This is a genomic window from Streptomyces sp. DSM 110735 (genome assembly GCF_016482685.1).
Lineage (GTDB): Bacteria > Actinomycetota > Actinomycetes > Streptomycetales > Streptomycetaceae > Streptomyces.
Window position 1 is genome coordinate 1 of the sequence record NZ_JACYHF010000012.1, and the last position, 24928, is coordinate 24928.

Genomic DNA, 24928 nt, shown 5'->3' on the forward strand with positions numbered 1-24928 from the left:
CCCAGTGACCGGGGACTCCCCCAGGGACCGGCGGCTGCCCAGTGACCGGGGACTCCCCCAGGGACCGGCGGCTGCCCAGTGACCGGGGACTCCCCCAGGGACCGGCGGCTGCCCGGTGACCGGGGACTCCCCAAGGACTGGGGAGCTGCCCCGCCCGGGGAGCAGACGGGGCGCGGGCAGAAGGCGGGCGGGGGCGGACGCGGCGACCCCAGGGGCTGCCCGGCAATCCGGGGCTACCCAGGGACCGGGAGCTGCCCAGCAACCGGGGACTGCCCAGGAACCGGGAGCTGCCCAGCAACCGGGGACTGCCCAGGAACCGGGAGCTGCCCGGCAACCGGGGACTCCCCAACGACCGGCGGCTGCCCGGTGACCGAGGGCTCCCCAGCGACCAGGGCTAAAGGATCACGTGCGGGACGAAGCGGGCGTAGGAGTCGGTGATCAGGGCGGTGGACTCGCGGATGCCGAGGCCGGCGGGTTCGCCGTCGACGGTCCAGGCGCCGAGGACGACGTGGTTGCCGTCGAAGGCGGGGAGGGGGGCGAGGGCTTGGTAGCAGCAAGGGTCCTCGGACTGCGGGGGCGGCGGGGAGCCGGGTGGGTGCAGGGTGACGCCCTCGCCCTCGCGGCCGAGCAGGGGCTTGGCGACGTAGCCGGTGGTGGCGGCCAGGTCGCGGGGACCGTCGAGGTACGTGGGGAGGAGGTGGGGGTGACCGGGGTACAGCTCCCACAGGATCGCGAGCAGCGCCTTGTTGCTGAGCAGCATCTTCCAGGCGGGTTCGATCCACAGGGTGCTGCCGGTGCCGCCGCCGTTGTCGAGGATGTCGAGGACGTGGCCGCCGAAGGTGTCGGTGGTGAGCCATTCCCAGGGGTACAGCTTGAAGATCGCGCGGATGAACCGCACCCGGTTGTCCACGAAGCGCCCGGAGAGGGTGTCCCAGCCGATCTCCTCCATGGTGAGCCAGTCGGTGTCGAGCCCGGCCTGTTCGGCGGTCTCCTTGAGGTAGGCGACCGTCATCAGGTCCTCGCCGAGTTCGTCGGCGGAGGAATGTGCGAAGTGCAGCGGGGCGCCGGGCGGGAGCAGCTCGGCCTGGGTGCGCCAGGCGTCGACCAGACGCTCGTGCAGGGAGTTCCACTGGTCGGCGCCGGGGAAGCGGTCCTCCATCCAGAACCACTGCGCGGAGGCTGCCTCGACGAGCGAGGTCGGGGTGTCGGCGTTGTACTCCAGCAGCTTGGCCGGTCCCGTGCCGTCGTAGCGCAGGTCGAACCGGCCGTAGAGGGAGGGGAGTTCGGCGCGGCGGTGCCATGCCTCGGTGACCGCGCGGGCCACGCGCGGGTCGGTGATGCCGAGTTCGGCCAGGCGGTCGTGCTCGACCAGGTGTCCGGCTGCCGCGAGGCACATGGCGTGCAGCTCGGCGACGGTCTCCTCCAGCGCCTCGATCTCGGGCAGGGAGAAGGCGTAGTAGGCGCTCTCGTCCCAGTAGGGGCGCAGGGAGTCGTCGGGGTGGCGGGTGAGCGGGTAGATGACGCCCTGCTCCTCGACGGTGCGCTGCCAGTCGGGGCGGGGGGTGAGGGTGTGGCGTTGCATGGGGGTCGGTTCCGGTCCGGTCAGCCGCCGGAGCCGCCGTGGCCGCCGCCGAAGCCGCCCCGGTGGACGCCGCTGTGCCCGGACCCGCCGCCGGAGCCCTTGCGGGGCGCGGTGAAGGAGCCGCCCTTGATCCGCGAGCCGCTCCGGCTGCCGCCGTAGTACCAGGTCGTACCGGACTTGCCGTCGCGGCAGTTCTTGTCCGACACGACCTTGTAGCCCTTGGTCGCGGTGTAGCTGTCCTGGTCCACGCAGCGCTTGTCCGGGTCGGACGAGCAGGCGGTCAGGGCGGCGGCCAGCAGACCCATGCCGCCGAGGACGACCGTCGTGGAGCGGAGCCGGTCCCGGGTGTTCGCCATATTCTGTTCTCCCCCGTCGGTGATGCGTTCGGCAGTCAGCCTAGAGATCGGTGTGAGTTTCCGGCAGGGCGGCCCCGCGTGCGTCCGCTGTCCTACAGTCGCTTTGTGCTTTTTGGAATGGTGTGCGCGCTCGGCGCGGCGGTCTGCTTCGGTACGGCGACGGTGCTCCAGGCGGTGGCCGCGCGGGCTGCCGGAGAAGCCGGAGGGCAGGGCGGCGGGGAGGCGGCGCTGCTGCTGCGGGCGGTACGGCAGTGGCGGTACGCGGCGGGGCTCGCGCTGGACGGGCTGGGCTTCGTGTTCCAGATCCTCGCGCTGCGCTCGGTGCCGATCTACGCGGTGGGCGCCGCGCTTGCCGCGAGCCTCGCGGTGACGGCGGTGGTCGCGGCGCGGCTGCTGCGGGTCCGGCTGAGCGGGGCGGAGTGGGCGGCGGTCGGCGTGGTGTGCGCGGGGCTCGCGATGCTCGCCCTCGCCTCGGGCGCGGAGGGCGAGCGCGGTGGACCGTCCTGGCTGCGGTACGCGCTGTTCGGTACGGCCGCGGGCGTGCTGCTGCTCGGCGCGGTCGGCGGGCGGCTCTCGGGGCGCCCGCGCGCGCTGCTGCTGGGGCTCGGCGCGGGGTGCGGCTTCGGGGTGGTGGAGGTGGCGGTGCGCCTGGTGAACTCCCTTGATCCGTACGACCTGTTGACCGACCCCGCCCTCTACGCCCTCCTCCTCGGCGGCGGCGCCGCCTTCCTCCTGCTGACCTCGGCGCTGCAACGCGGCTCGGTCACCACGGCGACAGCCGGAATGGTCCTCGGCGAAACCCTGGGCCCGGCCGCGGTGGGCGTGCTCTGGCTGGGCGACCGCACACGGGCGGGGTTCGCTCCGCTCGCGGTACTGGGGTTCGTGGTGGCGGTGGCGGGGGCGCTGGCGCTGGCGCGGTTCGGGGAGGCGCCGGGGGCGGAGCCTGAGGGAGACGGCTCGACCGCCACGCGGGAAGGCGCGGGGGCGGGCACCGGGTCGGGGGGCTAAGGCGCGGGGGCGCGCCGTTCGCTGCCGCGCGCCTCACCCGAGAGGGCGCGGACCACGGCTCGCCCGCTGCGGACTCCCCCACCCCGCACCCGAGAGGCGCAACCCGCCGTCCGCCGCCGCGAGCCTTGCCCACCGCCGCGCCCGGGGGTCGCGCGACCCGTCGTCCGCCGCCGCACGCCTCCCACGCTGCCGCATCGAGGGTCGCGCGGCTCGCCGTTCGCTGCCACCCTCTACCGCCGCACCCGTGAGGCGCAGCCCCGCCGTTCGCCCGCTGCGGGCTCCCCCACCACGCACCCGAGAGGGCGCTGCCCGCCGTCCGCCGCCGCGAGCCTTGCCCACCGCCGCGCCCGGGGGTCGCGCGGCTCGCCGTCCGCTGCCACACGCCTCCCCCACCGCCGTATCCGAAAGGGCGCGACCCGCCGTCCGCCACCGCGAGCTTCTACCGCCGCACCCGAGGGGCGCGCGGGTCGCCGTTTGCCACCTGCACGCCTCCCCGCCGCCGCACCCGGGAGGCGCAGCCCCGCCGTTCGCCCGCTGCGGGCTCCCCCACCACGCACCCGAGAGGGCGCTGCCCGCCGTCCGCCGCCGCGAGCCGTCCCACCACCGCACCCAAGGGTCACGCAGCCCGCCAGCCTCCCCGCAACCCGCACCCGCACCCGCACCCGCACCCGCACCCGCCAGGGTCACGGCAGTGCCCGGCAAAGCGCCTCCAGCGCCTCCGTCCACCTGCTCTCCGGCGGCGTCCCGTAGCCCACGACCAGGGCGTCCAGGGGGGCGGTGGCGGCGGCGGGGTGGCGGTAGAAGGAGAGGCCGTGGAGGGCGAGGTGCTGCCAGCCCGCGGCTTGGACGACTGAGCGTTCGGTGCCGGGCGGCAGGCGCAGTACCGCGTGGAGACCGGCGGCGATGCCGGTGACGTGGACGCCGGGGGCGCGGTCGGTGACGGCGGTGGCGAGGGCGTCGCGGCGGCGCCGGTAGCGCAGGCGGGCGGCGCGGACGTGGCGGTCGTAGGCGCCGGAGGTGAGGAACTCCGCCAGGGTGAGCTGGTCGAGGACACCGCAGGTGTCGATGCGGCCCTTGGTCGCGACCGTCGCCGCGTGCAGGGCGGGGGGCAGGACCATCCAGCCCAGGCGCAGTCCGGGGGCGAGGGACTTGCTGGCGGTGCCGAGATAGACGACCTGGTCGGGGGCGAGGTCCTGGAGGGCGCCGACGGGACGGCGGTCGTAGCGGAACTCGCCGTCGTAGTCGTCCTCCAGGATCAGTCCGCCGGTGCGCCGCGCCCAGTCGACGACGGCGGCGCGGCGGTCGGGGTGGAGTGCGGTGCCCATGGGGAACTGGTGGGCGGGGGTGAGGAGTACGGCGTCCTCCGAGCCCAACGGACGTGTGTCCGTGCCGAGTTCGTCGTACGGCAGTGGGGTCGTGGTGAGTCCCGCCTCGTGCAGCAGGGCGGTGTACGCGTCGAGACCGTACGACTCGACGGCGACCGTGCGGGCGCCGCGGGCGCGCAGGACGGCGGCGAGGAGGCGCAGGGCGTGGGAGAAACCGGCGGTGATCAGCACGCGGTCGGGGTCGGCGCGGACGCCCCGGACGCGGGCGAGGTATCCGGCGACGGCGGCGCGCAGTTCGGGGCGCCCTCGCGGGTCGCCGTAGCCGAGGGCGTCGAAGGGGGCGGTGGCCAGGGCGCGGCGGGCTGCCTGGAGCCAGGCGGTGCGCGGGAAGGCGGCGAGGTCGGGGGTGCCGGGGACGAGGCTGAGCGCGGGGCGCCCGGGCGGGCGGTGCCGGACGGGAGCCGCCGGTGCCGTGGCGGGCGGCGTGGCGCGCTCGGCGACGCGGGTGCCGGAGCCCTGGCGGGCGGTGAGCCAGCCCTCGGCGACCAGACCCGCGTACGCCTCGGCGACGGTGTTGCGGGCGAGCCCTAGGTCGGCGGCGAGCGCGCGGGAGGAGGGCAGCCGGGTGCCGGGGGCGAGCCGTCCGCCGCGTACCGCGTCGCGCAGCGCGTCGGTCAGACCCTGGCGCAGACCGGTGCTCCCGGCCGGTTCCAGGTGGAGGTCGATGCCGAGATTGGCCCACGATTCCGCCATGGGAATGGACCATACTCCTGGGCCGCTCCGCTCCTAGGCTCGCGGCATGGACACCGCACAGGACACCACCGAGTACGCCCCCGAGCACCCCGTCCGTCTGGCCTGGACCGAGCACGCGCCCGACGTCTACAAGGCGATGGTCCGCCTCGACATCGCCGCCCGGCAGGGTCTCGACCCCCGTCTCCTCGAACTGGTCAAGATCCGCGCCTCGCAGCTCAACCACTGCGCGTTCTGTCTCGACATGCACACCAAGGACGCCCTCGCGGCGGGCGAGACGGTGGAACGCGTCGTCCAGCTCAGCGCGTGGGACGAGTCCCGCCACTTCTACACCGAGCGGGAAGCCGCCGCCCTCGAACTCACCGAGGCGGTCACGGTGTTGACCGAGGGTTTCGTCCCGGACGAGGTCTACGCCCGCGCCGCCAAGCACTTCGACGAGGCGGAACTCACCCACCTCATCGCCGCGATCACCGTGATCAACGCCTGGAACCGCTTCGCGGTGACGACGCGGATGGTGCCGGGGCACTACACGCCGGGTCAGCACGCGTGAATAGGCACCGTGTGCCGGGGCTCTCTGCGGCATGATGATCGCCATGGAGAGCGACATACTCATCGACGCCTGGAGGCGTCTTCTCACCGACCCCGGCACGTCGTGGGTGGTGTTCGAACACGGCACCTGTGTGGTGCTGACCGCCCCCGGGGAGGACCTCGCCGCGCAGGCCACCGAGATCCTCGCGGAGTTCGGTCCCGTCCACGCGGGCGGTCCCTCGGGCGACTTCAGGGTGATCGAGGTCAAGGACACCGAGGGCTGGGTGGTCACCGGCCACCACCCGGACGTCCTCACCTACGTCGCCCCCGACGAACCCGGCGGCCAGGACCACCTCTCCGTCGGCCTCTGCGGCCGCTCCCGCCGCCACGAGGACGGCACCGCACCGCACGTGGTCCACGTGGAGGACCGGCGCGGGCTCGCGGGTCCCGCGTGAGGTCTGGTGGGCCCCCACGCCGACTCGGTCAAGCCTGTGTGGTGTCCGCCTGTGTCGGGCAGGCGGACGCCTTGGCTTCCAGCCCGGGAGCGATCCGCGCGCACCGCGCCGCGTAGTCCTGCAGGTGGCGATCCTGGAAATCCCGCATGTTCCAGTCCTCCGCGCGTACTTCCCCACCTGGCCACACATACGCCCAGGCAGCAGCCCCGCCCGCCAGACCGAGGCGCCGCAGGTCGTACCGATCGTCTTCGAAGGTGTCGAGGATCCTCCACTCCCGTTCGCTCATGCCCGTGAGCAACAGACCGTGAGCCTCGGAAGCGGGAGCGGGGACCAGGCCGGGGTATACGCGGCCGTCGAGCGCTGCGGCACGCCAGCCGGGGGCGGTCGCGGGACTGTGTTCGGGGACGCGTCCGATGAGACCGAGGAGAACGCCCTCGAACTGAAGGGTGCCGTAGACGAAGAGAGTTGCAGGGCCGTCGGCGAGCCGGTTCGGCGGCACATTGTCCGCGCCCGTCGAGTGCTCCGCGGGAATGGCATCTCGCATGTGCTTCTCCGTTCGACCGGGCCGCAGGCGGCGCAAGCGGGGAGCTCGACGCCATGGCGTCGAACGGAGTGTAGGGCTCGATGCCGGGCGGCGGCCCACTCTCCGCCGCCCGGCGGTCTGTTGGTGACGGCAGTGGTCAGGACAGCCAGCGCTTCCACACCGTCGGGTGGGTGTCGACCCACTTCTTCGCCGCGTCCTCCGGGCTCAGTTTCTGGTCCGCGATCATCAGTGAGACCTCGTTCTGGTCCTCGGTGGTCCACTTGAACTTCTTCAGGAAGGTGGCCGCCTTGCCGCCGGACTTCGCGAAGTCGGTGTTGAGGAATTTGCGGAGGGGGGTGTGGGGGTAGGCGCAGGTGATCTTCGCGGTGTCGGTGTCGCAGCCGGACTTGTAGGGCGGCAGCTTCACCTCTGTCATCGGGACCTTCTTGAAGAGCCACTGGGGGGTGTACCAGTAGGTCAGGAAGGGCTTCTTCTCCTTGGCGAACTGTTTCATCTGGGTGATCTGGGCGGCTTCGGAGCCGGCGAAGACGACCTGGTAGTTCAGCTTCAGGTTCTTCACCAGCGCCTTGTCGTGGGTGACGTAGGCAGGGGAGCCGTCCATGAGCTGGCCCTTGCCGCCGCTCTCGGGGGTGCGGAAGAGGGACGCGTACTTGTTCAGGTTCTTCCAGTCGGTGACGTCCGGGTGCTTCTTGGCGAAGTACGTCGGGACGTACCAGCCGATGTGCCCGGTCACCCCCAGTCCCCCGGCGGGCGTCACCGTCTTCTTGTCGTCGACGTACCGCTTCTCCTGGTCGGGGTGGCTCCAGTCCTCCAGGAGCGCGTCGACGCGACCCTGGCTGAGGGCGTCCCAGGCGGGGATCTCGTCCACCTGGACGGTGTCGACGTGGTAGCCCAGCTTGTGCTGGAGGATGTACTGCGCGACGGCCACGTTGGACTGCGCGCCCACCCAGGACTGCACGGAGAGGGTGACGCTCTTCGGGCCGCCCGCGTTGGCGAAGGGGCTCGCCTGCTTGGTCATGTCGGCCGCGCCGCAGCCGGTGAGCAGGGCGAGCGCCGAGGCACCGGCGACAGTCACGCCCAGCGTCGTACGGATACGCATCTCACGCTCCCTTCTTCGCGCCGCGTTCCGTCGGCTGCGTCACCCGGTCGAGCATCAGACCGAGGCAGACGATGGCGGCACCGGCGACCAGACCCGTCGCGAGGTCGCCCTGCGCGAGTCCGAACGCGACGTCGTAGCCGAGCGCGCCCGCGCCGACCAGACCGCCGATGATGACGACGGCGAGGACCAGGACCACGCCCTGGTTGACGGCGAGCAGCAGCGAGCGCCGGGCCAGCGGCAACTGGACCTGCCAGAGCTGCTGGCGCCCGGTCGCGCCGAGCGAGCGGGCGGACTCCAGCGCGGCAGGGTCCACCTGGCGCAGACCCTGCGCGGTGATGCGGACGACCGCCGGGAGCGCGTAGACCACGGCGGCGACGACGGCGGGCGCGCGGCCGACGCCGAAGAGCGCGACGACCGGGATCAGGTACACGAACTGCGGCATGGTCTGGAACACGTCCAGGACCGGACGCAGCACCCGCTCCACGCGCTCGCTGCGCGCGGCGGCGATGCCGGTGGCGATGCCGAGGACCAGCGTGACGGCGACGGCGGCCAGCACCTGGGAGAGCGTGTCGAGCGAGGAGTCCCACACGCCGAGCACGCCGATCGCGGCCATGGCGAGGACGGCGGTCAGCGCGGTGCGCCAGGTGCCGATGAGCCAGGCGAGCGCGGCCACCACGAGCAGCACCGCCCACCAGGGCAGCGCGCGCAGACCGTCGCGCAGCGGGTCCAGCATCCAGGTGGTGAAGTGGCCCGCCCAGTCGGCGGTGCCGCCGACGACGGGGACGCCGGAGTAGAGGTGCGCGGTCATCCAGTCGACGGCGTCGTTGACGGGCGCGGCGATGTCGAGGGTCAGCCCGGCGGGCCAGTCGGCGCGACCGAGCAGCCGCGCGAGGACCGCCACGGCGACGGCGCCGCCGAGGGCGTACAGCCACGGGGCGCGCGGGCGCTCGGCGCCCTCGGTGGCGCGCCCCGCGGCGGCGGTCACGCGGTCCAGGACGACGGCGAGCAGCACGATCGGGATACCGGCGGCGAGGGCGGCGCCGACGTCGACGGAGGCGAGCGCCTGGTAGACGCGGTCACCGAGACCGCCCGCGCCGATCACGGAGGAGATGACGGCCATGGAGAGCGCCATCATGATCGTCTGGTTGAGACCGAGCAGCAGTTCCTTGCGGGCCAGCGGGAGGCGCGCGGTCAGCAGCCGCTGGCGCGAGGTGGCGCCGAGCGAGCGCACCGCCTCAAGGACCTCGGGGTCGGCGCCGCGCAGTCCGAGCGCGGTGAGGCGGGCCATGGGCGGGGCGGCGTAGACGACGGTGGCGAGGACGGCGGCGGGCACGCCGATGCCGAAGACCAGCACCACGGGGAGGAGGTAGGCGAAGGCGGGGAGCACCTGCATGGTGTCCAGGACCGGGCGCAGGGCGCGGTCGAGCCGGTCGGAGAGCCCGGCGCCGAGACCGAGCAGGGCGCCGACGGCGACGGAGGCGAGCACCGCGACCACCATCAGCGCGAGCGTCTGCATGGTCGCCAGCCACATGCCGAGCGCGCCGCAGGCGAGGAACGCGACAGCGGTGCCGACCGCGAGCCGGACCCCGGCCACCCGCCAGGCGACCAGGGCGCCGAGCACGGTGACACCGGGCCATCCGGCGGCGAGCAGGGTGAGGTAGACGCCGCGTACGGCGAGGACGACCGCGTTGCTGATGTGGCCGAAGAAGTAGAGGAACAGCGGGTGGCTGTCCCGGTTGTCGATGACCCAGTCGCTGGCGGCGCCGAGCGGCTTCACCAGGCTGACGGTCAGCGCGTGCGGCCAACTGCCGCTGCCCCAGCGGGCGCTGAGCAGCGGGACGAGGACCGCGGCGGCGACGGCGAGCACGAGCAGCTTGGCGGCGGGGCGGGATCCGAGGGCACCGGGGAGCGCGCGCCGGGCGGCGGCCGGGACGGTGATCGTGGCCATCAGGCGGCCTCCGGCTCACGCTCGGGGTCGGGGGCGGCGTCCGGGTGGGGTGCTGCCTTCGCATCGGCGGCGGGGCTCGGCTCGGAGTTCCGCTCGGTGGCGGTCTTGTTCCGCTCGGTCGCGGTCTTCCGGTCGGTCGCGGTCTTCCGGTCGGACCGGGTCTCCGGCGCGGCTCCGTCGGCCGAGGCGGCGCGCTCACCGGCGGCGGCACCCCCGGCGCCCCCGGCGTCCGGCGTGTTCGTCCCCGCGACCACGCTCAGCAGCGCCTCGGAGTCGACCACGCCCATGCAGCGACCGGCGTCCATGACCCGGGCGGGTTCGCCCGCGCGGGCGACGGCTTCGATGGCCTCCACGACCGGCGCCTCGGGGCGCACGGCGGGACCGCTGCCCGCTTCCTCGGCGGAGGCGGGTCGCATGGCGGTACGGCAGGTGACGACCTGCTCGCGCGGTACGTCGCGGACGAACTCGCGCACGTAGTCGTCGGCCGGGGAGTTGACGATCTCCTCGGGGGTGCCGAGCTGGACCACGCGCCCGTCGCGCATCAGGGCGATGCGGTCGCCAAGCTTGAGCGCCTCGGAGAGGTCGTGGGTGATGAACACCATCGTGCGGCCCTCCTCCTCGTGCAGGCGGACCACCTCGTCCTGCATGTCGCGCCGGATCAGCGGGTCGAGCGCGCTGAACGGCTCGTCGAAGAGCAGGACTTCGGGGTCGACGGCAAGCGCGCGGGCGAGACCGACGCGCTGGCGCTGACCGCCGGAGAGCTGGCCGGGACGGCGCTTCTCCATGCCCGCGAGACCGACCTTGGCGACGAACTCGGCTGCGGTTTCGCGGCGTTCGGACTTGCCGACGCCCTGGATCTCCAGCCCGTAGGCGACGTTGTCGAGGACGGTGCGGTGCGGCAGCAGACCGAAGTGCTGGAAGACCATCGCGGCGCGGTGGCGGCGCAGTTCGCGCAGCCGGGTGCGGTCCATGGCGCGCACGTCCTCGCCGTCGATGGCGATGGTGCCCGCGGTGGGCTCGATGAGCCGGGTCAGGCAGCGCACGAGGGTGGACTTGCCGGAGCCGGACAGCCCCATCACGACGAAGACCTCGCCCTTGCGCACGTCGAAGGAGACGTCGCGGACGGCGGCGGTGCAGCCGGTGCGGGCGCGCAGCTCGGCCGGGGACAGGGCGGCCAACTCGGGGTCGGCGGGGACGCGTTCGGGCTTGGGTCCGAACACCTTCCACAGTCCGTCCACGGAGAAGACGGGCGCGGCGGAGGCGGCGGGGGTGGGCGGCTTGCGGGTCGGCACGGTGAGCGTCATCGGGCGTCACCACCGATCAGGTCGACAGCCTTCTCACCGACCATGAGTACTCCGATCATCGGGTTCACCGCCGTCATCGTCGGGAAGACCGAGGCGTCGGCGATACGGACGCCCTCCAGTCCTCGGATGCGCAATTCGGGGTCCACGACCGCCAGTTCGTCGTCTGCGGCGCCCATCCTGCAGGTGCCTGCCGGGTGGTAGACGGTGTGGGCGACCTTGCGGGCGTACTCGCTCAGCGCCTCGTCGTCCCGCACCTCGGGTCCGGGGCAGACCTCGCGCTTGAGCCAGTGGGCGAGCGGCTCGGTCTTCGCTATCTCGCGGGCGATGCGGATGCCGTCGACCAGGGTCTTGGCGTCGTAGTCGTCCTCGTCGGTGAAGTAGCGGAAGTCGAGCGCGGGCTTCACCGCCGGGTCGGCGCTGGTCAGGTAAAGACGGCCGCGGCTACGGGGCTTCGGGATGTTCGGGGTCATCGAGACGCCGAACTCGGGGCGCTCGTAGCCCAGTCGCTCCGGGTTGTCCGTGAACGGGATCTGGTAGAAGTGGAACATCAGGTCCGGACCCGCGTGTTCGGGGTCGCGGCGGACGAACAGACCCGCGTCGGAGTCCATCGCGGAGTTCTCCGGGATCGGTCCGTCGGTCTCCCAGACGATGACCGACTCGGGGTGGTCGAGCAGGTTCTCGCCGACGCCGGGCAGGTCGTGGACGACCGGGATGCCGAGCGCTTCGAGCTGCGCCCTGGGACCGATGCCGGAGTGCAGCAGCAGGCGCGGGGTGTCGACGGCGCCCGCGCTGAGGATCACCTCGTTCCGCGCCTTGATCAGCAGCTCCTGGCCGTCCTTGGTGCGCACGTGGACGCCCTCGGCGCGGGTGCCGTCCAGCTCCAGCCTGTACGCCCAGGTCTCCAGGAAGAGGTGGAGGTTCGGGCGCTCGTCCATCACCGGGTGGAGGTACGCCACGGAGGCGGAGGAGCGCTTGTTGTTCTCCGGGTGGTAGGCGAGGTCGAAGAAGCCGACGCCCTCGGTGAACGGCTTCTTGTTGAAGCCCTCCACGCGCGGCACGTCCAGCGCCGCCTGCGCGGCGTCCACGAAGTCGCGGGCGATGGCGTTGCGGTCCTGCTCGTCCACCGGGACGATGTTGTTCTTCAGCCGGGCGAAGTACGCCTCCATCGGGACGGCGCCCCAGCCCTTGGCCCCCGCCTGCTCCCACTCGTCCCAGTCGGACGGGAGCGGCTTGAAGGAGATCAGGGTGTTGTGCGAGGAGCAGCCGCCGAGGACGCGGGCGCGGCTGTGCCGGATGTGGGAGTTGCCGCGCGGCTGCTCGGTGGTCGGGTAGTCGTAGTCGAGGTCGCCGCCGAGCAGTCCCATCCAGCGGCGCAGGGTCAGCACGTCGTCGCGGTCGACGTCGCTCGGTCCGCCCTCGATGACGGCGACCGTGACATCGGGGTTCTCGGTGAGGCGGGAGGCGATGACGGAGCCCGCGGTGCCGCCGCCGATGACGACGTAGTCGTACTCGTGGGTGTGTTCGGGCATGGGGTGATTGCTCCTGGGGGGCGGGGAGGCCGTACGGAGGGGGCGTACGGAGAAGTCGTGCGGGGGCAGGGCGCCGGGGGCGCCGGGGTCAGTCCGCGACGCCGGGGGCGCCGGGGTCAGTCCGCGGCGCTGGGGGCGCCGGGGGTCAGCCCGCGAACCAGCGCACCGGGCGGGGGGCGAGGTTCTGGTAGACGTGCTTGGTCTCGCGGTACTCGGCGAGTCCGGCGGGTCCCAGCTCGCGACCGGTGCCGCTCTTGCCGAAGCCGCCCCACTCCGCCTGCGGCAGGTAGGGGTGGAAGTCGTTGATCCAGACGGTGCCGTGCCGCAGCCGGGCGGCGACGCGCCGGGCGCGGCCGGGGTCGGCGGTCCAGACGGCGCCCGCGAGACCGTACTCGGTGTCGTTGGCCAGCGCGATCGCCTCGTCCTCGGTGCGGAAGGTCTCGACGGTGAGGACGGGTCCGAAGACCTCCTCCCGCACGACGCGCATCTCGCGGTGGCAGTGGTCGAGGACGGTCGGCTCGTAGAAGTAGCCGGACTCGGGGCGGTCGGGGGTGGGCTCGGGGCGCTTGCCGCCGCTGCGGAGCACCGCGCCCTCTTCCAGTGCGGAGGCGACGTACGCCTCGGTCTTGGCGCGCTGCTGTTCGGAGACGAGGGGACCGCACTCGACGCCGGGGGCGGTGCCGCGACCGAGCCTGATCTTCCCTGCGCGCCGGGCGAGTTCGGCGACGAAGCGGTCCCGGAGGGGCTCCTCGACGATGAGGCGTCCGCCCGCCGAGCAGACCTGGCCGCTGTGGATGAACGCGGCGTTGAGCGCCTGGTCGACAGCGGTGTCGAAGCCCTCCTCGGTGGCGCAGGCGTCCGCGAAGACCACGTTGGGGTTCTTGCCGCCGAGTTCGAGGGCGACCTTCTTCACGGTGGGCGCGGCCGCCTGGGCGACCTTGGTGCCGCTGACCAGACCGCCGGTGAAGGAGACCAGGTCGACGTCGGGGTGCTCGGCCATGCGGGCGCCGACGGTGTGACCCGGACCGGTGACGAGGTTCGCGACGCCCGCGGGGAGTCCCGCCTCGGTGAGCAGCTCGATCAGCTTGACCGTGGTCAGCGGGGTGATCTCGCTCGGCTTGACGACGAAGGTGTTGCCCGCGGCGAGCGCGGGAGCGACCTTCCAACTCGCCTGGAGCAGGGGGTAGTTCCAGGGGGTGATCAGCGAACAGACGCCGACCGGCTCGTGCACGACCACGCTGTGGACGTCGGGCGAGCCCGCGTCGACCACGCGGCCGGGCGCCTCGGCGGCGACGAGGTCCGCGAAGTAGCGGAAGGCGTCCGCGACGCAGTCGATGTCGACGCGGCCCTCCTCCACGGTCTTGCCCGCGTCGCGGCTCTCCAGCAGACCGAGGGCTTCGCGGTCGCGTATGAGGAGGTCCGCCACGCGGCGCAGCAGGGCGGCGCGCTCCGCGACGGGGGTGTGCGGCCAGGGGCCGTGGTCGAACGCCTGCCGGGCGGCGGCGATCGCCCGGTCCGCGTCCTTCTCGTCACCCTCCGCGACCACGGCGAAGGGTTGGGCGTCCGCGGGGTCCAGGATCTCGCGTGTCGCGCCGGAGGCGGCGTCGAGCCACTCGCCTCCGGCGTGAATGGTCGCCCCCACCGGTCGTTCCGTTCTGTCCGCCATGATCGGTATTGCCTTCCGTTCCTGTTCAGCGTCCCTGTGTGACAGAGGTGCCACCTCCAAGGACCGGGACCGCATTCCCTCGCCCTCCGAAGCACATGCGCGTTCGGGGGGTGAAAGTGGGCTGGGTCACTGAAATTACGGAGGAAATACAGACAAAGGGGATGCTCGTTGAGGCTCGTTGGGGGCTCGTCCGCCGGCTCAGTCCACCGACGCCTCCGCGTCACAGCCCATGTCGGGCGGGCAGAACCACTTCAGCGCGGTGGTGAGCAGTTCCAGCTCGTCGTCCCTGCCGTCGTCGTCGGGTCCGTACACCGCGATCGCGTAGATCCTGCCGTCCCCGGCCACGAACCGCTCGTCCAGCACGTGCCAGGTCCCCACGTCCGGCTCGCCGTGGATCGTGTCGGCCAGATACTCCAGACGCGAGCCGGTGAAGTCGCCGTCGTCCATGTTCCGCAGGGCGAGCTTCTCGAAGCCGTCCGGCTTGCGGGTGTCCGGCGACAGATACAGCTCGAACGAGGCGTCCGGGGACTCCTCCGCGACCTGATAGATCTGGACCCGGTGACTGCTGTCCGCGCTGCGGTAGTTGACCACCTTGATCCCGTACATCGACGGCGCGCTGCTACGCGTCCACCCCTTCGGCACGGCGATCCTGAACCCCTCCCGGTCGTCCCGCACCTCGTACCCCCTGGGCGGCTGCGAAGCCGAGCCCGACGGCGAGGGACTGCCCGACGCGGACGACTCGCCGCCCCCGCTCGGCGCCGGTGCCGACGCGGAACTCCCCTGCACCGCACGCCGCCCCTCCCCGTCCCCACCGAGCACAAAAACCAACGCGAACCCGACGGCGACGCCTACGACGGCGGCAGCGGCAAGAACGGGCCACAGCCGCCGGGCGCGCCCCGCGTGGGGCTCGTCGGGCTGGTCGTCGGGGGGCGGCCATCCGTTTGCGTACGACGGCGTGCCGACCTCGGCGGGGTACCCGTCGTCGGGGGCGTACACGGAGGTACGGGCTGTTCCGCCGACGGGTGGCCAGGCGGGGAATCCTGCGCCGGAACCGCTGGGCGCGGCGTGGGTCGGCGCTTCGGCGCCGGGGTCACTGTCGGAGGACCCGAGGGGGAGCCCTGTGCTGGAGCCGGTGGGCGCAGCGTGGGGCGGGGCTTCGGCGCCGGGACCGCTTCCTGTGCTGGAGCCGCTGGGTGCGGCGTGGGTCGGAGCTACGGGGTCGCTGCTGGAGGGCCCGACCGGCAGCCCTGTACTGGAGCCGCCAGGCGCAGCGTGGGTCGGCGCTTCGACGCCGGGACCGCTGGCGGAGGACCCGCCCGGGACCCCTGTGCCGGAACGCCCCGAGGCGGAGTCCGCCGGGGAGCCATGCCCACCGGGCAAAGCCTCCGCACCGGTGTCCTTCGCTACGAACCCCTCCGGGAGCCCCGCACCCCGACCACCCGGCAGCGCCCCAGCCGAAGACCCAGCCCCCGCGTCGCGCGCCGAGGACCCCCGACCGGCGCCCTTCCGCCCGAACCCTTCCGGCAGCCCCGTATCCCGACCACCGGAACCACCCCGCGCGGAGTCCACCAGGGCACCCGAGCCGCTCCTGCCGGACGAATCCTCGCCCGAAGACCCCGCTCCGGAACCCCGTGCCGAAGACCCAGCCGGGGCACCAGAAACCCCTGGCGCGGGCGGCACCGGGACACCCCGGCCATGACCGCCGGGCGAAGCCTCGGCCGGGGACACCGTGTCGGAGCCCTCCGGGACCCCCGCACCGGAACCCCCCACCGCGGACCCCGCCGAAAAGCCCGGCTCACGACCCCCGGAAGACCACTCCCCCGGAGCCCCCGCCTCGGCGTCACGCCCCGAGGACCCCTCACCAGCGCCCCACGACCTGAGCCCCTCCGGAAAGCCGCCGCCGCGCCCGCCGGGCGACGACCCGTCCGGGCTGTCCCCGCTCTGGCCACCGGACGCCAGCCCGGCGCTGGGCTCTCCGCCCGCGCGACCGACCCCCGACTCGGTCGGGGACTCCGCCCCGGTTGCCGCCGGAGGCCACGCGGTCTGACCGGCGGCCGGAGGCCACTCACCCTGGCCCGCCGCCGGGGGCCACGCGTCCTGCCCCGCCGCCGGAGGCCACGCCGGGGGCGCGACCGGTGTCGTATCGGCGCCCGGCGGGTTCGGGGGTGGAGGGGTCGGTGTCGCCGGGGAGTCCCCCGTGCCGTCCTCCCACCGCTGGGCGTCCTCGTTCCAGTACCGCTGTCCCCCGCTCATCGCGGCCCCCCTTGTGTCGTCAGAGTCCCAGGAGACCGGCGAGGGTGCCGGCCGAGGTGAGGACGGTCATGAGTGCCTGGGAGTCGGTGAGGAGTTCCCGGAGGCGCTCGCGGCGGGTCGGGGCGGCCTGGCCGGTACGGGCGATCTCGGACTCGGTGTCGGCGAGGGCGGCGTCCAGCGTGGCGGTGCGGTCGTCGGCGCGGACCCGGGCGAGGTCGGCGCGCAACTCACGTACAGCGGCGAGGAGTTCCTCGGTGGCGGGGTCGGGCGAGACACTCCCGCCGTGATGGTGGCTCTCGGCGTGTGCGTGGCTGCCGACAGCGAACGTACTGTGCGACACGTCCCCGAAACTGACGTTGGGCTCGTCACCGGACATGACTACTCGGCTCCTCTCTGCGGCGCCGACCCACCCGCGAGACCGCCGGAGGCAGACGCGTGGCTGCCCACCGCGAACGTGCTGTGCGACACGTCCCCGAAACTGACGTTGGGCTCGTCACCGGACATGGTTCTCGGTTCCCTTCCGCGACACCGGGCCACCCGCGATCGCGCCGCAGGCACGCACGTCCCCGAAGCTGACCTTGGGCTCGTCACCGGACATGGCTACTCGGCTCCCTTCTGCGGCGCCGACCCACCCGCGAAACCGCCGGAGGCAGACGCGTGGCTGCCCACCGCGAACGTGCTGCCCTCGACGCGGCCGATGGTGACGTCGCCGTTGCTGATGTTGACGACCTTCTGGACGAACTCGCCGGTCTCGTAGCCGTATTCGGCGAGGGCGGAGCGCACCCCGCCCGCGACGCGGTCCTGCACGACCTTGAGGTAGCGGGCCACGTCCATCTCCTGGAAGAGCGAACCGTCGGACCGGGAGCCGAGTTCGCGCACGGAGAGGGCGGGACCGTCGGGCAGGGCGCCGGAGTGACCGCCGGTCAGCAGTCGCCAGACGTAGACGAGACCCCGTCCGAGCTGGGCCAGCGCGCGACCCGCCGAGCCCGGTACCAGGACGAGGGCGGTGGCCGCCTTGCCGAGCGCGTTGTTGTTGCGGAAGCGGTGGGCCGTACGGTCGGCGTCCTTGAACTCCTCGCGCACCGGCGTCAGCACGTGCGGGGCGATCTCCAGGACGAGCATCCGGCCCTGGGTGTGCACGCGCACGAAGACCGTGACGACCAGTTCCTCCTCCCAGCCGCCCACGCGCACCCGCAGGAAGTGCCGCCGCTTCTCGGCGCCCTCCTCGACCGCGTGCGCCCGGTGCTCCTCGAACGCCTGCTCGGTGTACGGCGCCTGGTCGCGGGTGAGCAGCCCCTCCGCGGGCAGGAACACGCACTCGTCGACCTCCATCCGCCGCAGCCGGTCGCGCACGGCGGGACCGGCGTACTCCGCAGGGATCCGCAACTGTTCGAGCAGCGGGCGGATCTTGTCGAGGATGGCCCGGTTGCTGAGCGGCTGCCGCTTCTTCAGCTCGTCCGGCTTCAGCTCCACGGCGAGCACCCAGGTGTCGTACGCCGCTCCGGCGCCGCAGAAGGGACGCGCCTCGCTGTAGAGGACCAGCGGCGCGTGCTGCTCAAGGCGGATGCGCCGGCGGACCCGCCGGAAGCGCGGGTTCTCCGCCCGCTCGGCGGGGTCGCCCGCGGCGTCCGGGAAGCGCCGCGGGGAGAGTTCGGCGGCGAGCGCCCGGCTGAACTGGGTGCGCTGGAGGTGCACGCACAGCGCGATGGCGGCGAGCAGGACGAGCGTGAGCCACGCCTGCAGCGGCTGGACGGCGGTGGTCAGCCCGTCGAGGAAGTCGCCGGAGGAGGACGAGGAGCCGTAGGGGTCGTACGGGTCGTAGGAGCGGTACGACGGCTCGTCGTCCATCGCGGCGCCGAACGCGGCGGCGACCGTCAGGGCGAGCAGCACCGCGAAGTACAGGCGCCCCGACCAGCGCACGAGGAACGCGATGACAAGGCGGTACAGCGGCGGCTGGGCGGCGCGCCCGCGGATCGCGGGGGCGGCGGCGAGCATGATGCTGGGCCACAGGGCGAGCGCAAGCACGCCTCCGCTGAGCGGGAGTCCCACCAGCCACAGCCCGGTGATCGCCCCGGCCCACAGCAGTTCGTGCCGCCGTGCGCGCAGCGCGTGCGCCAGCACCCGCGCCGCGTCGAAGCCCAACGACGGTGCCACGACGCGCTGTTCGTTGAGGTGCAGCTCCTCGATGACCCGGTCGCGGTAGCCGGAGTCCAGATACACCCCCGCGCACAGCAGCCGGGTTGCCTCGCTGGCGTGCGGTGGCGTGCCCGGCAGCGCGGACGGCGCCCCGGCGGACGTGGGCCGGCTCTGCTCCGGCACCTGTGCGGCGCTCATGCCACTCCCCCGAAAAGTGGTGACGCGCGACCCGTGTCAGTGGGCCGGCGGACGAACCCCGAGGATAGAGGGGACGCGGGGACCACGGCACCCGTTTTGCCGTCCGGCGCTTGTGTGAAGCCTGTGAAGCGGCGTCAACTCGCCGCGCTCGCCCCCGGGATGAGGTCCCGCACGCAGCCCCGCAGCCACGCGTGCGCCGGGTCGGCGTCGTGCCGGGGGTGCCAGGCGATGCCCACCGGCAGGGGCGGCAGCGGCAGCGGGACCGGGAAGACGACCAGACCGAGCGTCTCGGCCAGGGCGCGGGCTCCTTCGCTCACGAGCCCGATCAGGTCGCTCTCGCGGAGCACGAACAGCGAGGCGGGATAGGTGCCGACGCTGCCGACCACGTGCCGCTCCAGACCGAGCGCTGCCAGCTCGTCGTCGATCGGTCCGCGCAGCCTGCCCCGCCGGGACACGCTGAGGTGCCCGGACTCGGTGGCGAACCGCTCCGGGGTCAACTCCCCCTCAAGGAGCGGATGTCCGGCTCGTACGACGCCGAGCATGCGGTCCTCGTGGAGCGTCTCCGTGTGCACCTCGGGGGCGGTCGTGTCCACCACGCCGACCTCCAGGTCGGCGGTGCCCTGGCGCAGGAAGGGGGCGTCCACGGGGCTCTCGGACAGGAACCGCAGCCGGACGCCGGGCGCCTCGCGCGCCGCGCGGGCGAGCAGGGCGGGACCGAGGGTGGCGGCGGTGGCGTCGTGACCGAGGATCGTGAAGGTACGGCTCACCGTGCGCAGGTCGGTGTCCCGCCCGGGCGCGAACAGCGCGCGGGCGCGCTCGACCACCGCGCTCACCTCCGCCCGTACCGCCAGCGCGTGCGGGGTCGGCACCATGCGCCGCCCGGCGCGCACCAGCACCGGGTCGCCGAGCGCCTTGCGGATGCGCCCGAGGGTGCGGCTCATCGCGGGCTCCGACAGATGCAGACGGTGGGCGGCGCCCCGCACGCTCTGCTCCTCCAGGAGCACGTCGAGCGCGAGCAGCAGGTTGAGGTCCACCCCGGCGGCTGTCGACGGATCGGCGCCCACGGATTGCGTCACACGCAATCACTCCTTGCGAAAGTTGCACTGGAAAGCAGGTCGGTGCCGACCCTACGGTGACAGGGCACCTCGCACCAGCACCCGCTCAGCACCCACCCCAAACCCCACCCAGCTCCCGGAGGAGCCGTGCCCTCGCCTGCCCTGAAACGCCCCACCCTGCTGGCCCTGTGCGCCTGCGTCCTGGTCGCCCAGAGCATGGTCGCGGCCATCAACCTCCTGATCCCGCAACTGATCGCGTCCTCCCTGCACCCCTCGCACAGCGAGGTCCTGTGGATGGTGGACGCCTACGTCATCGCCTTCGCCGCCCTGCTCATCCCGGCGGGCGCGACCGGCGACCGCTACGGCCGCAAGGGCGCGCTGCTCGCCGGGCTCGGTCTCTTCGCCGCGGGCGCCGCCACCAGCGCGCTCGCGACGGACCCTGCCGTGCTGATCGCGGGCCGGGGACTGTCCGGCGCCGGAGCCGCCCTGATCACCCCGGCCACGCTGTCGATCCTGATGCAGCTCTCCAGACCCGACACCCGGGCGGCGGCGATGGGCGCGTGGACGCTCTCGCTCGGGCTCGGCGGCGCCGCGGGCAACCTCGGCGGCGGGCTCGCCGGGCAGTATCTGAGCTGGCGCGCGCTGTTCGCGGTGATGGTCCCGCTCGCCGTACTGCTCGCCGCAGCGGTCGCCGTCACCACCCCGCGCACCGAGCGCTCACCGGGCGCCCGCCCCGACCCGCTCGGCACCGTACTGCTGACGGCGGGGCTGGTCGCGGTGCTGTTCGGCATCATCGAGGGTCCGACCTACGGCTGGACCTCCGCCCGCATCCTCGGCGCCTTCCTCGCCGGAGCCGTCCTGATCGCCGTGTTCACCCGGCATGCCCTGCGCTCCCCGGCGCCGCTGTTCGACCCCCGGGTCTTCGCCTCGCCCCGGCTGCGCTCCGCCTCGCTGGGCACAGCCACCGGATTCTTCGGTCTGTTCGCCCTGTTCTTCGTCAACTCCCAGTACCTGCAGGGCGTCAAGGGCTACGGCGCCGCCCTCACCGGTCTGGCGATCATGCCGCTGCCGGTCGGCATGGCCCTGTCGCAGAAGCTGGCCACGCGGTGGCGGGTCCAGCCGAGGACGGTCGTCGGCACCGGGCTCGCCCTGATCGGCGCCGGGCTGCTGGGCGCGTCCACCGCCGGTGCGGGCACCTCGTACGGGCTCTACGCCTGCTGGCTCCTGGTCACCTCGGCGGGCACCGGGCTCTCCATGCCCGCGCTGACCCTCGGCGTGGTCACCTCGCTCCCCGCGCACCAGGCGGGTCTCGGCTCCGGGCTCGGCACCACCGCCCGCGAGACCGGCGCCGCGCTCGGCGTCGCGGTCACCGGCACCGTGCTCGCCGCCCACACCGACCTCGCCGGGGGCATGGGCCCCGCGCTGCGCACGGTCGCGCTGATCGTGCTCGCGGCGACGGCGCTGGTGGTCGCGGGCTACGGCGGACGTGAACGACCCCTCCCGGCGACGGCGCCGGAACGGGAGCGCGTAGCATCGCCCACCACCCCCCACCGATGATCAACTCGGGTTCCTTTCGGCCGAGTTGTCGCACTTCAAGGAGCCGTGCATGCCCGCGCTGCTGAATCCCGTCCTCGATCTGCTGATGCTCCGGGGCACCGTCACCGCCGTGGAGCGGTTCACCGCCCGGATGCGGCGCCTGCGCGTCGAGAGCGCGGCGCTCGCCGGTCTGGACGTGCTGCCGGGCCAGCAGGTACGGGTCCTGGTCGGCACCGCGGTGACCCGTCGTACGTACTCGATCTGGCGCTACGAGCCCACCGGCGCCCTGGAGTTGTGCGTCCTGGACCACCCCGGCGACGGTCCGGGCGCGCGCTGGGGACGCGAGGCGGCGGTCGGCGACGAGGTGCGGCTCGGCAAGCCGGAAGGTTCCTTCACGCTGCGCAGGGACGCCGCGCACCACGTCTTCGTCGGCGACGAGACCGCGTCCGTCGCCTTCGGCGCGATGCTCGCCGCGCTGCCCGACGGCGCGCGGGTCTCGGGCTGCGTGGAGACGGACACGGTGGGCGACCGGCTGCCGCTGGCCCACGCGGGTCGCATCGAGTGGATCCTGCGCGGCGAGATCCCGCTGCCCGAGGCGGTGGGACGCCTCGCGCCCGCGCCCGGCGGAGTGGCGTACGTCGCCGGTGAGGCGCGCACCGTGCAGGCGGTACGGCATGTGCTGCGCGACGCGGGCTGGGACCGGCGCTCGGTGCTGACGAAGCCGTTCTGGACGCCGGGCAAGCGCGGCATGGAGTAGGCGTGGAGTAGGCGTGGAAACACGGGACGGGCTCCCACCGGAACGACCGGTGGGAGCCCGTCAGCCGTGCGCGTGGCTCAGGCTCAGATGAGGCCGAGACCGCGGACCGCGTCGCGCTCCTCCGCCAGCTCCCGCACCGAGGCGTCGATGCGGGCGCGGGAGAACTCGTTGATGTCCAGACCCTGGACGATCTCGTACTTGCCGTCCTTGGTGGTGACCGGGAAGGAGGAGATCAGACCCTCCGGGACGCCGTAGGAGCCGTCCGACGGGATGCCCATGGAGGTCCAGTCGCCCTCGGCGGTGCCGTTGACCCAGGTGTACACGTGGTCGATGGCGGCGTTGGCGGCGGAGGCGGCCGAGGAGGCGCCGCGCGCCTCGATGATCGCGGCACCGCGCTTGGCGACGGTCGGGATGAAGTCGTCGGCCAGCCACTGCTCGTCGTTCACGACCTCGGCGGCGTTCTTGCCCGCGACCGTGGCGTGGAAGATGTCCGGGTACTGGGTCGCGGAGTGGTTGCCCCAGATCGTCAGGCGCTTGATCTCGGAGACCGGGGTGCCCGTCTTCTTCGCGAGCTGGGTCAGCGCGCGGTTGTGGTCGAGGCGGGTCATCGCGGTGAAGCGCTCGGCCGGTACGTCCGGGGCGGCGGCCTGGGCGATCAGGGCGTTGGTGTTGGCCGGGTTGCCGACGACGAGGACCTTGATGTCGTCCGCGGCGTGGTCGTTGATCGCCTTGCCCTGGGGCTTGAAGATGCCGCCGTTGGCCTCGAGGAGGTCGCCGCGCTCCATGCCCTTGGTGCGGGGGCGGGCGCCGACGAGGAGGGCGACGTTGGCACCGTCGAAGGCGACGTTCGGGTCGTCGGTGATGGTGATGCCGTTCAGCAGCGGGAACGCGCAGTCGTCCAGCTCCATGGCCGTGCCCTCGGCCGCCTTCAGCGCCGGGGTGATCTCCAGCAGGCGCAGGTTGACCGGCACGTCCGCGCCGAGGAGCTGGCCGGAGGCGATGCGGAAGAGCAGGGCGTAACCGATCTGGCCGGCCGCGCCGGTGACGGTGACGTTCACGGGAGTGCGGGTCATGGCGTTCTCCGTATGACAGGCGGTGGGGCGTCCCTGCCCCGGGCGGATGATCGATCTCTTGGCGTCAAGAGAGATCCAGCGGTCAGGCTATCGCGCATCCCGCATCCCGGACGTCCGGGGCCCTGTGGCTCACCCCACAGGGCGGTTCCGCCGCGGAGTTGACCCCGGAAACATATGAGGCGGCCGCCCGTCCGGGAGAGGGAGACGAAGGCGGCCGCCGGCGGGGGTACCGGCCGTCACCGGTTCTCCCGTGGGGGGGTACAAGTGCGAGTGCCCGGGTTCGGGCGAGCCATGCCGGGCGGGGCGGAATTCGTTCGGGGCGGGCGGCTACTTCGCCGGTTTCGTGCAGGCCGTCCGCCCGCCCGCGAGGGTCGCGCAGGCCCGGACGCCGGACGCCTTCTCCACCGTCACCATCGGGGTGTACGCGAGGGTGTCCCCGGTCTCGGTGACCGCGCCCGGCCGCTCGCCGCCCGCGAGCACCCGCACCCGGTCCCCCGGCGCGGCTCCGGTGATACGCCCCCACGCCGCGCCGCAGATCCGGCTGTACCGCACCTCCAGCGTGACCGTCCCGGCGACCGCGCTGCTCACCGTCGCCGCCCGGGCTCCGCTGCACCCCATCGCCTCGGCGTCCTTCCCGGCGCAGGAAGCCCCGGCGCACTTGACGCCCGAGGGCAGCGCCTGCGGGGTACGCGCCTGCGCCGAGGGCGAGTTGACGGCTCTCCCGGGCTCACCGCCCCCGTCGTCCCGCCCGGTGAACAGCAGGACCGCCCCGATCGCGACGAGCACGACGGCAGCCCCGGCCGCGAAGAGCGTCGTACGCCGTGCGCGACCGGTGTCCCCGGCGGGCGGGGCGGCGCGGTCCACGTCCGCCGCGGTCGGCTGCGCCGGGATGTGCGGAGCGCCCACGGGCACGACGCCCGCCGGTCCGGCGATCCCGGGCGCCGCGCCGCCGGGGTCTGTGGCGCCGGGGTTCTCGGGGGCGCCGGTGCCGTCCGGTGTTCGAGGTGCCGTGCCGTTGCCGCCACCGGTACGACCCGGCGCGGGAGCCGGACCGAAGCCGCCCGACGGCGGGGGACCGCCCGTGCCCGCGCCACCCACTGCGGGCGCGGCGCCGAACCCCGCGCCACCCGGCGCCTGAACGGCGTCGGCGACCGTGTCACCCGGACCCGGGACGTGCCCCGGAGCACCAGCAGCCGCACCCGCACCACCCGCCCCGTCACCACCGCCCACCGCCGGAGCCGCGCCCGCTCCACCGACCCCCGCGTCCCCCAGCGCCGCCCGCGCCTGGGTGATCCGGATCGCTTCCATCGTGCGGTCCTGGCGGGACTCCGCGCGGCTCCAGGCGCGTTCCGCCAGTTCCCACATCGTGGTGAGGTGGACGGGGCTGGTGCCGGTCGCCTCGGCGAGGGCGACGACCGCGCCGAGCGGGGCGAGGAGGCGACCGCCGAGGTAGCGCTCCCAGGACGTCCTGCTGTAGCCGGTACGGTCCGCCAGCGCCGCGACGCTCAGTCCGCCCTGGTCGACGATCCGCCGTAACTGACCGGTGAACTCCCGTATCTGCGGATCGAGTTCGTCCGGCAGCGGTTTCCAACGAGGCATCGCTCTTCCCCCCACACTCGTCCCCCGGCGAGAGCCGTCTCCCCACGGCCGCGCCGGAACCGGACGGTCCCCGTCGATCCGGCGCTTTCACGCACCTTCACCACGGTAGCCCGGTTCCCCGGTCGCTACGGGGTGTTCGCGTCGTTCCCCCCGAACTGCCCGGAACCGGCGGCGCCCAGGGCGCGGACCCGTAGCGGAACCGTCACCTCCGTGCCACAGCCGACGGA

The 24928-nt window shown here is 73.4% G+C and carries 20 protein-coding genes; 5 read left to right on the forward strand and 15 right to left on the reverse strand.

The window, feature by feature from the left end:
- Nucleotides 1-394 precede the first annotated feature (394 nt).
- On the reverse strand, nucleotides 395-1582 hold the full coding sequence (locus IF655_RS19185; protein ID WP_199586132.1) for a glutathionylspermidine synthase family protein: 1188 nt from the start codon (nucleotides 1580-1582) through the stop codon (nucleotides 395-397).
- A 20-nt stretch (nucleotides 1583-1602) separates the two neighbouring features.
- Complete coding sequence (locus tag IF655_RS19190; protein ID WP_199586133.1) at nucleotides 1603-1938, reverse strand: hypothetical protein; 336 nt, start codon at nucleotides 1936-1938, stop codon at nucleotides 1603-1605.
- Between the two features lie 117 nt (nucleotides 1939-2055).
- Here IF655_RS19190 and IF655_RS19195 point away from each other — a divergent pair, with 117 nt between their 5' ends.
- Nucleotides 2056-2946, forward strand: coding sequence for a hypothetical protein (locus IF655_RS19195; protein ID WP_206776163.1), 891 nt, complete (start codon nucleotides 2056-2058; stop codon nucleotides 2944-2946).
- 683 nt (nucleotides 2947-3629) lie between these two features.
- Here the strand turns inward: IF655_RS19195 and IF655_RS19200 are convergent.
- Entirely contained in the window at nucleotides 3630-5024 is a 1395-nt protein-coding gene (locus tag IF655_RS19200) for a PLP-dependent aminotransferase family protein (protein ID WP_199586135.1), read from the reverse strand.
- A gap of 46 nt (nucleotides 5025-5070) precedes the next feature.
- On the opposite strand from IF655_RS19200, the gene IF655_RS19205 reads away from it, so the two are divergent.
- Both IF655_RS19205 and IF655_RS19210 read left to right on the forward strand, forming a co-directional pair.
- On the forward strand, nucleotides 5071-5571 hold the full coding sequence (locus IF655_RS19205; RefSeq protein ID WP_199586136.1) for a carboxymuconolactone decarboxylase family protein: 501 nt from the start codon (nucleotides 5071-5073) through the stop codon (nucleotides 5569-5571).
- Nucleotides 5572-5614: 43 nt separating this feature from the next.
- Nucleotides 5615-6004: a hypothetical protein gene (locus IF655_RS19210; RefSeq protein WP_242488819.1), complete on the forward strand. Its 390-nt coding sequence runs from the start codon at nucleotides 5615-5617 to the stop codon at nucleotides 6002-6004.
- A gap of 28 nt (nucleotides 6005-6032) precedes the next feature.
- On the opposite strand, the gene IF655_RS19215 is transcribed toward IF655_RS19210, so the two are convergent.
- The 10 genes from IF655_RS19215 to IF655_RS19260 form a co-directional block, all read right to left on the reverse strand.
- Nucleotides 6033-6548, reverse strand: coding sequence for a gamma-glutamylcyclotransferase family protein (locus IF655_RS19215; RefSeq protein WP_199586138.1), 516 nt, complete (start codon nucleotides 6546-6548; stop codon nucleotides 6033-6035).
- Between the two features lie 136 nt (nucleotides 6549-6684).
- Entirely contained in the window at nucleotides 6685-7647 is a 963-nt protein-coding gene (locus IF655_RS19220) for an ABC transporter substrate-binding protein (protein ID WP_199586139.1), read from the reverse strand.
- Nucleotide 7648: 1 nt separating this feature from the next.
- Nucleotides 7649-9595, reverse strand: a complete 1947-nt coding sequence (locus tag IF655_RS19225; RefSeq protein ID WP_199586140.1) for a proline/glycine betaine ABC transporter permease — start codon at nucleotides 9593-9595, stop codon at nucleotides 7649-7651.
- Nucleotides 9595-10899 carry a glycine betaine/L-proline ABC transporter ATP-binding protein gene (locus IF655_RS19230; RefSeq protein ID WP_199586141.1) on the reverse strand — a complete coding sequence of 435 codons (1305 nt, stop codon included), beginning with the start codon at nucleotides 10897-10899 and terminating at the stop codon, nucleotides 9595-9597. The genes IF655_RS19225 and IF655_RS19230 overlap by 1 nt, the downstream gene beginning before the upstream one ends.
- Nucleotides 10896-12428, reverse strand: a complete 1533-nt coding sequence (locus IF655_RS19235) for a GMC family oxidoreductase (RefSeq protein ID WP_199586142.1) — start codon at nucleotides 12426-12428, stop codon at nucleotides 10896-10898. The genes IF655_RS19230 and IF655_RS19235 overlap by 4 nt, the downstream gene beginning before the upstream one ends.
- Before the next feature lie 145 nt (nucleotides 12429-12573).
- Nucleotides 12574-14094 carry an aldehyde dehydrogenase family protein gene (locus IF655_RS19240; protein WP_199586143.1) on the reverse strand — a complete coding sequence of 507 codons (1521 nt, stop codon included), beginning with the start codon at nucleotides 14092-14094 and terminating at the stop codon, nucleotides 12574-12576.
- A 198-nt stretch (nucleotides 14095-14292) separates the two neighbouring features.
- Nucleotides 14293-15090 carry a hypothetical protein gene (locus IF655_RS19245; RefSeq protein ID WP_307814971.1) on the reverse strand — a complete coding sequence of 266 codons (798 nt, stop codon included), beginning with the start codon at nucleotides 15088-15090 and terminating at the stop codon, nucleotides 14293-14295.
- Nucleotides 15091-16366: 1276 nt separating this feature from the next.
- On the reverse strand, nucleotides 16367-16723 hold the full coding sequence (locus IF655_RS19250; protein ID WP_199586144.1) for a hypothetical protein: 357 nt from the start codon (nucleotides 16721-16723) through the stop codon (nucleotides 16367-16369).
- Nucleotides 16724-16947: 224 nt separating this feature from the next.
- Nucleotides 16948-18681: a hypothetical protein gene (locus IF655_RS19255; RefSeq protein WP_199586145.1), complete on the reverse strand. Its 1734-nt coding sequence runs from the start codon at nucleotides 18679-18681 to the stop codon at nucleotides 16948-16950.
- Nucleotides 18682-18815: 134 nt separating this feature from the next.
- Nucleotides 18816-19763 (reverse strand): LysR family transcriptional regulator, encoded by a 948-nt coding sequence (locus tag IF655_RS19260; RefSeq protein ID WP_206776147.1) that lies wholly within the window; start codon nucleotides 19761-19763, stop codon nucleotides 18816-18818.
- Between the two features lie 120 nt (nucleotides 19764-19883).
- Between IF655_RS19260 and IF655_RS19265 the strand changes: the two genes are divergently transcribed.
- Nucleotides 19884-21293, forward strand: coding sequence for an MFS transporter (locus tag IF655_RS19265; RefSeq protein ID WP_199586147.1), 1410 nt, complete (start codon nucleotides 19884-19886; stop codon nucleotides 21291-21293).
- A 49-nt stretch (nucleotides 21294-21342) separates the two neighbouring features.
- On the forward strand, nucleotides 21343-22029 hold the full coding sequence (locus tag IF655_RS19270; protein ID WP_199586148.1) for a siderophore-interacting protein: 687 nt from the start codon (nucleotides 21343-21345) through the stop codon (nucleotides 22027-22029).
- Nucleotides 22030-22112: 83 nt separating this feature from the next.
- Here the strand turns inward: IF655_RS19270 and IF655_RS19275 are convergent, their stop codons facing one another.
- Complete coding sequence (locus IF655_RS19275) at nucleotides 22113-23102, reverse strand: malate dehydrogenase (protein ID WP_199586149.1); 990 nt, start codon at nucleotides 23100-23102, stop codon at nucleotides 22113-22115.
- Nucleotides 23103-23429: 327 nt separating this feature from the next.
- The gene (locus IF655_RS19280) at nucleotides 23430-24701 is read right to left on the reverse strand and encodes an XRE family transcriptional regulator (RefSeq protein WP_199586150.1); all 1272 of its coding nucleotides are present in this window, start codon (nucleotides 24699-24701) and stop codon (nucleotides 23430-23432) included.
- Between the last annotated feature and the right edge of the window lie 227 nt (nucleotides 24702-24928).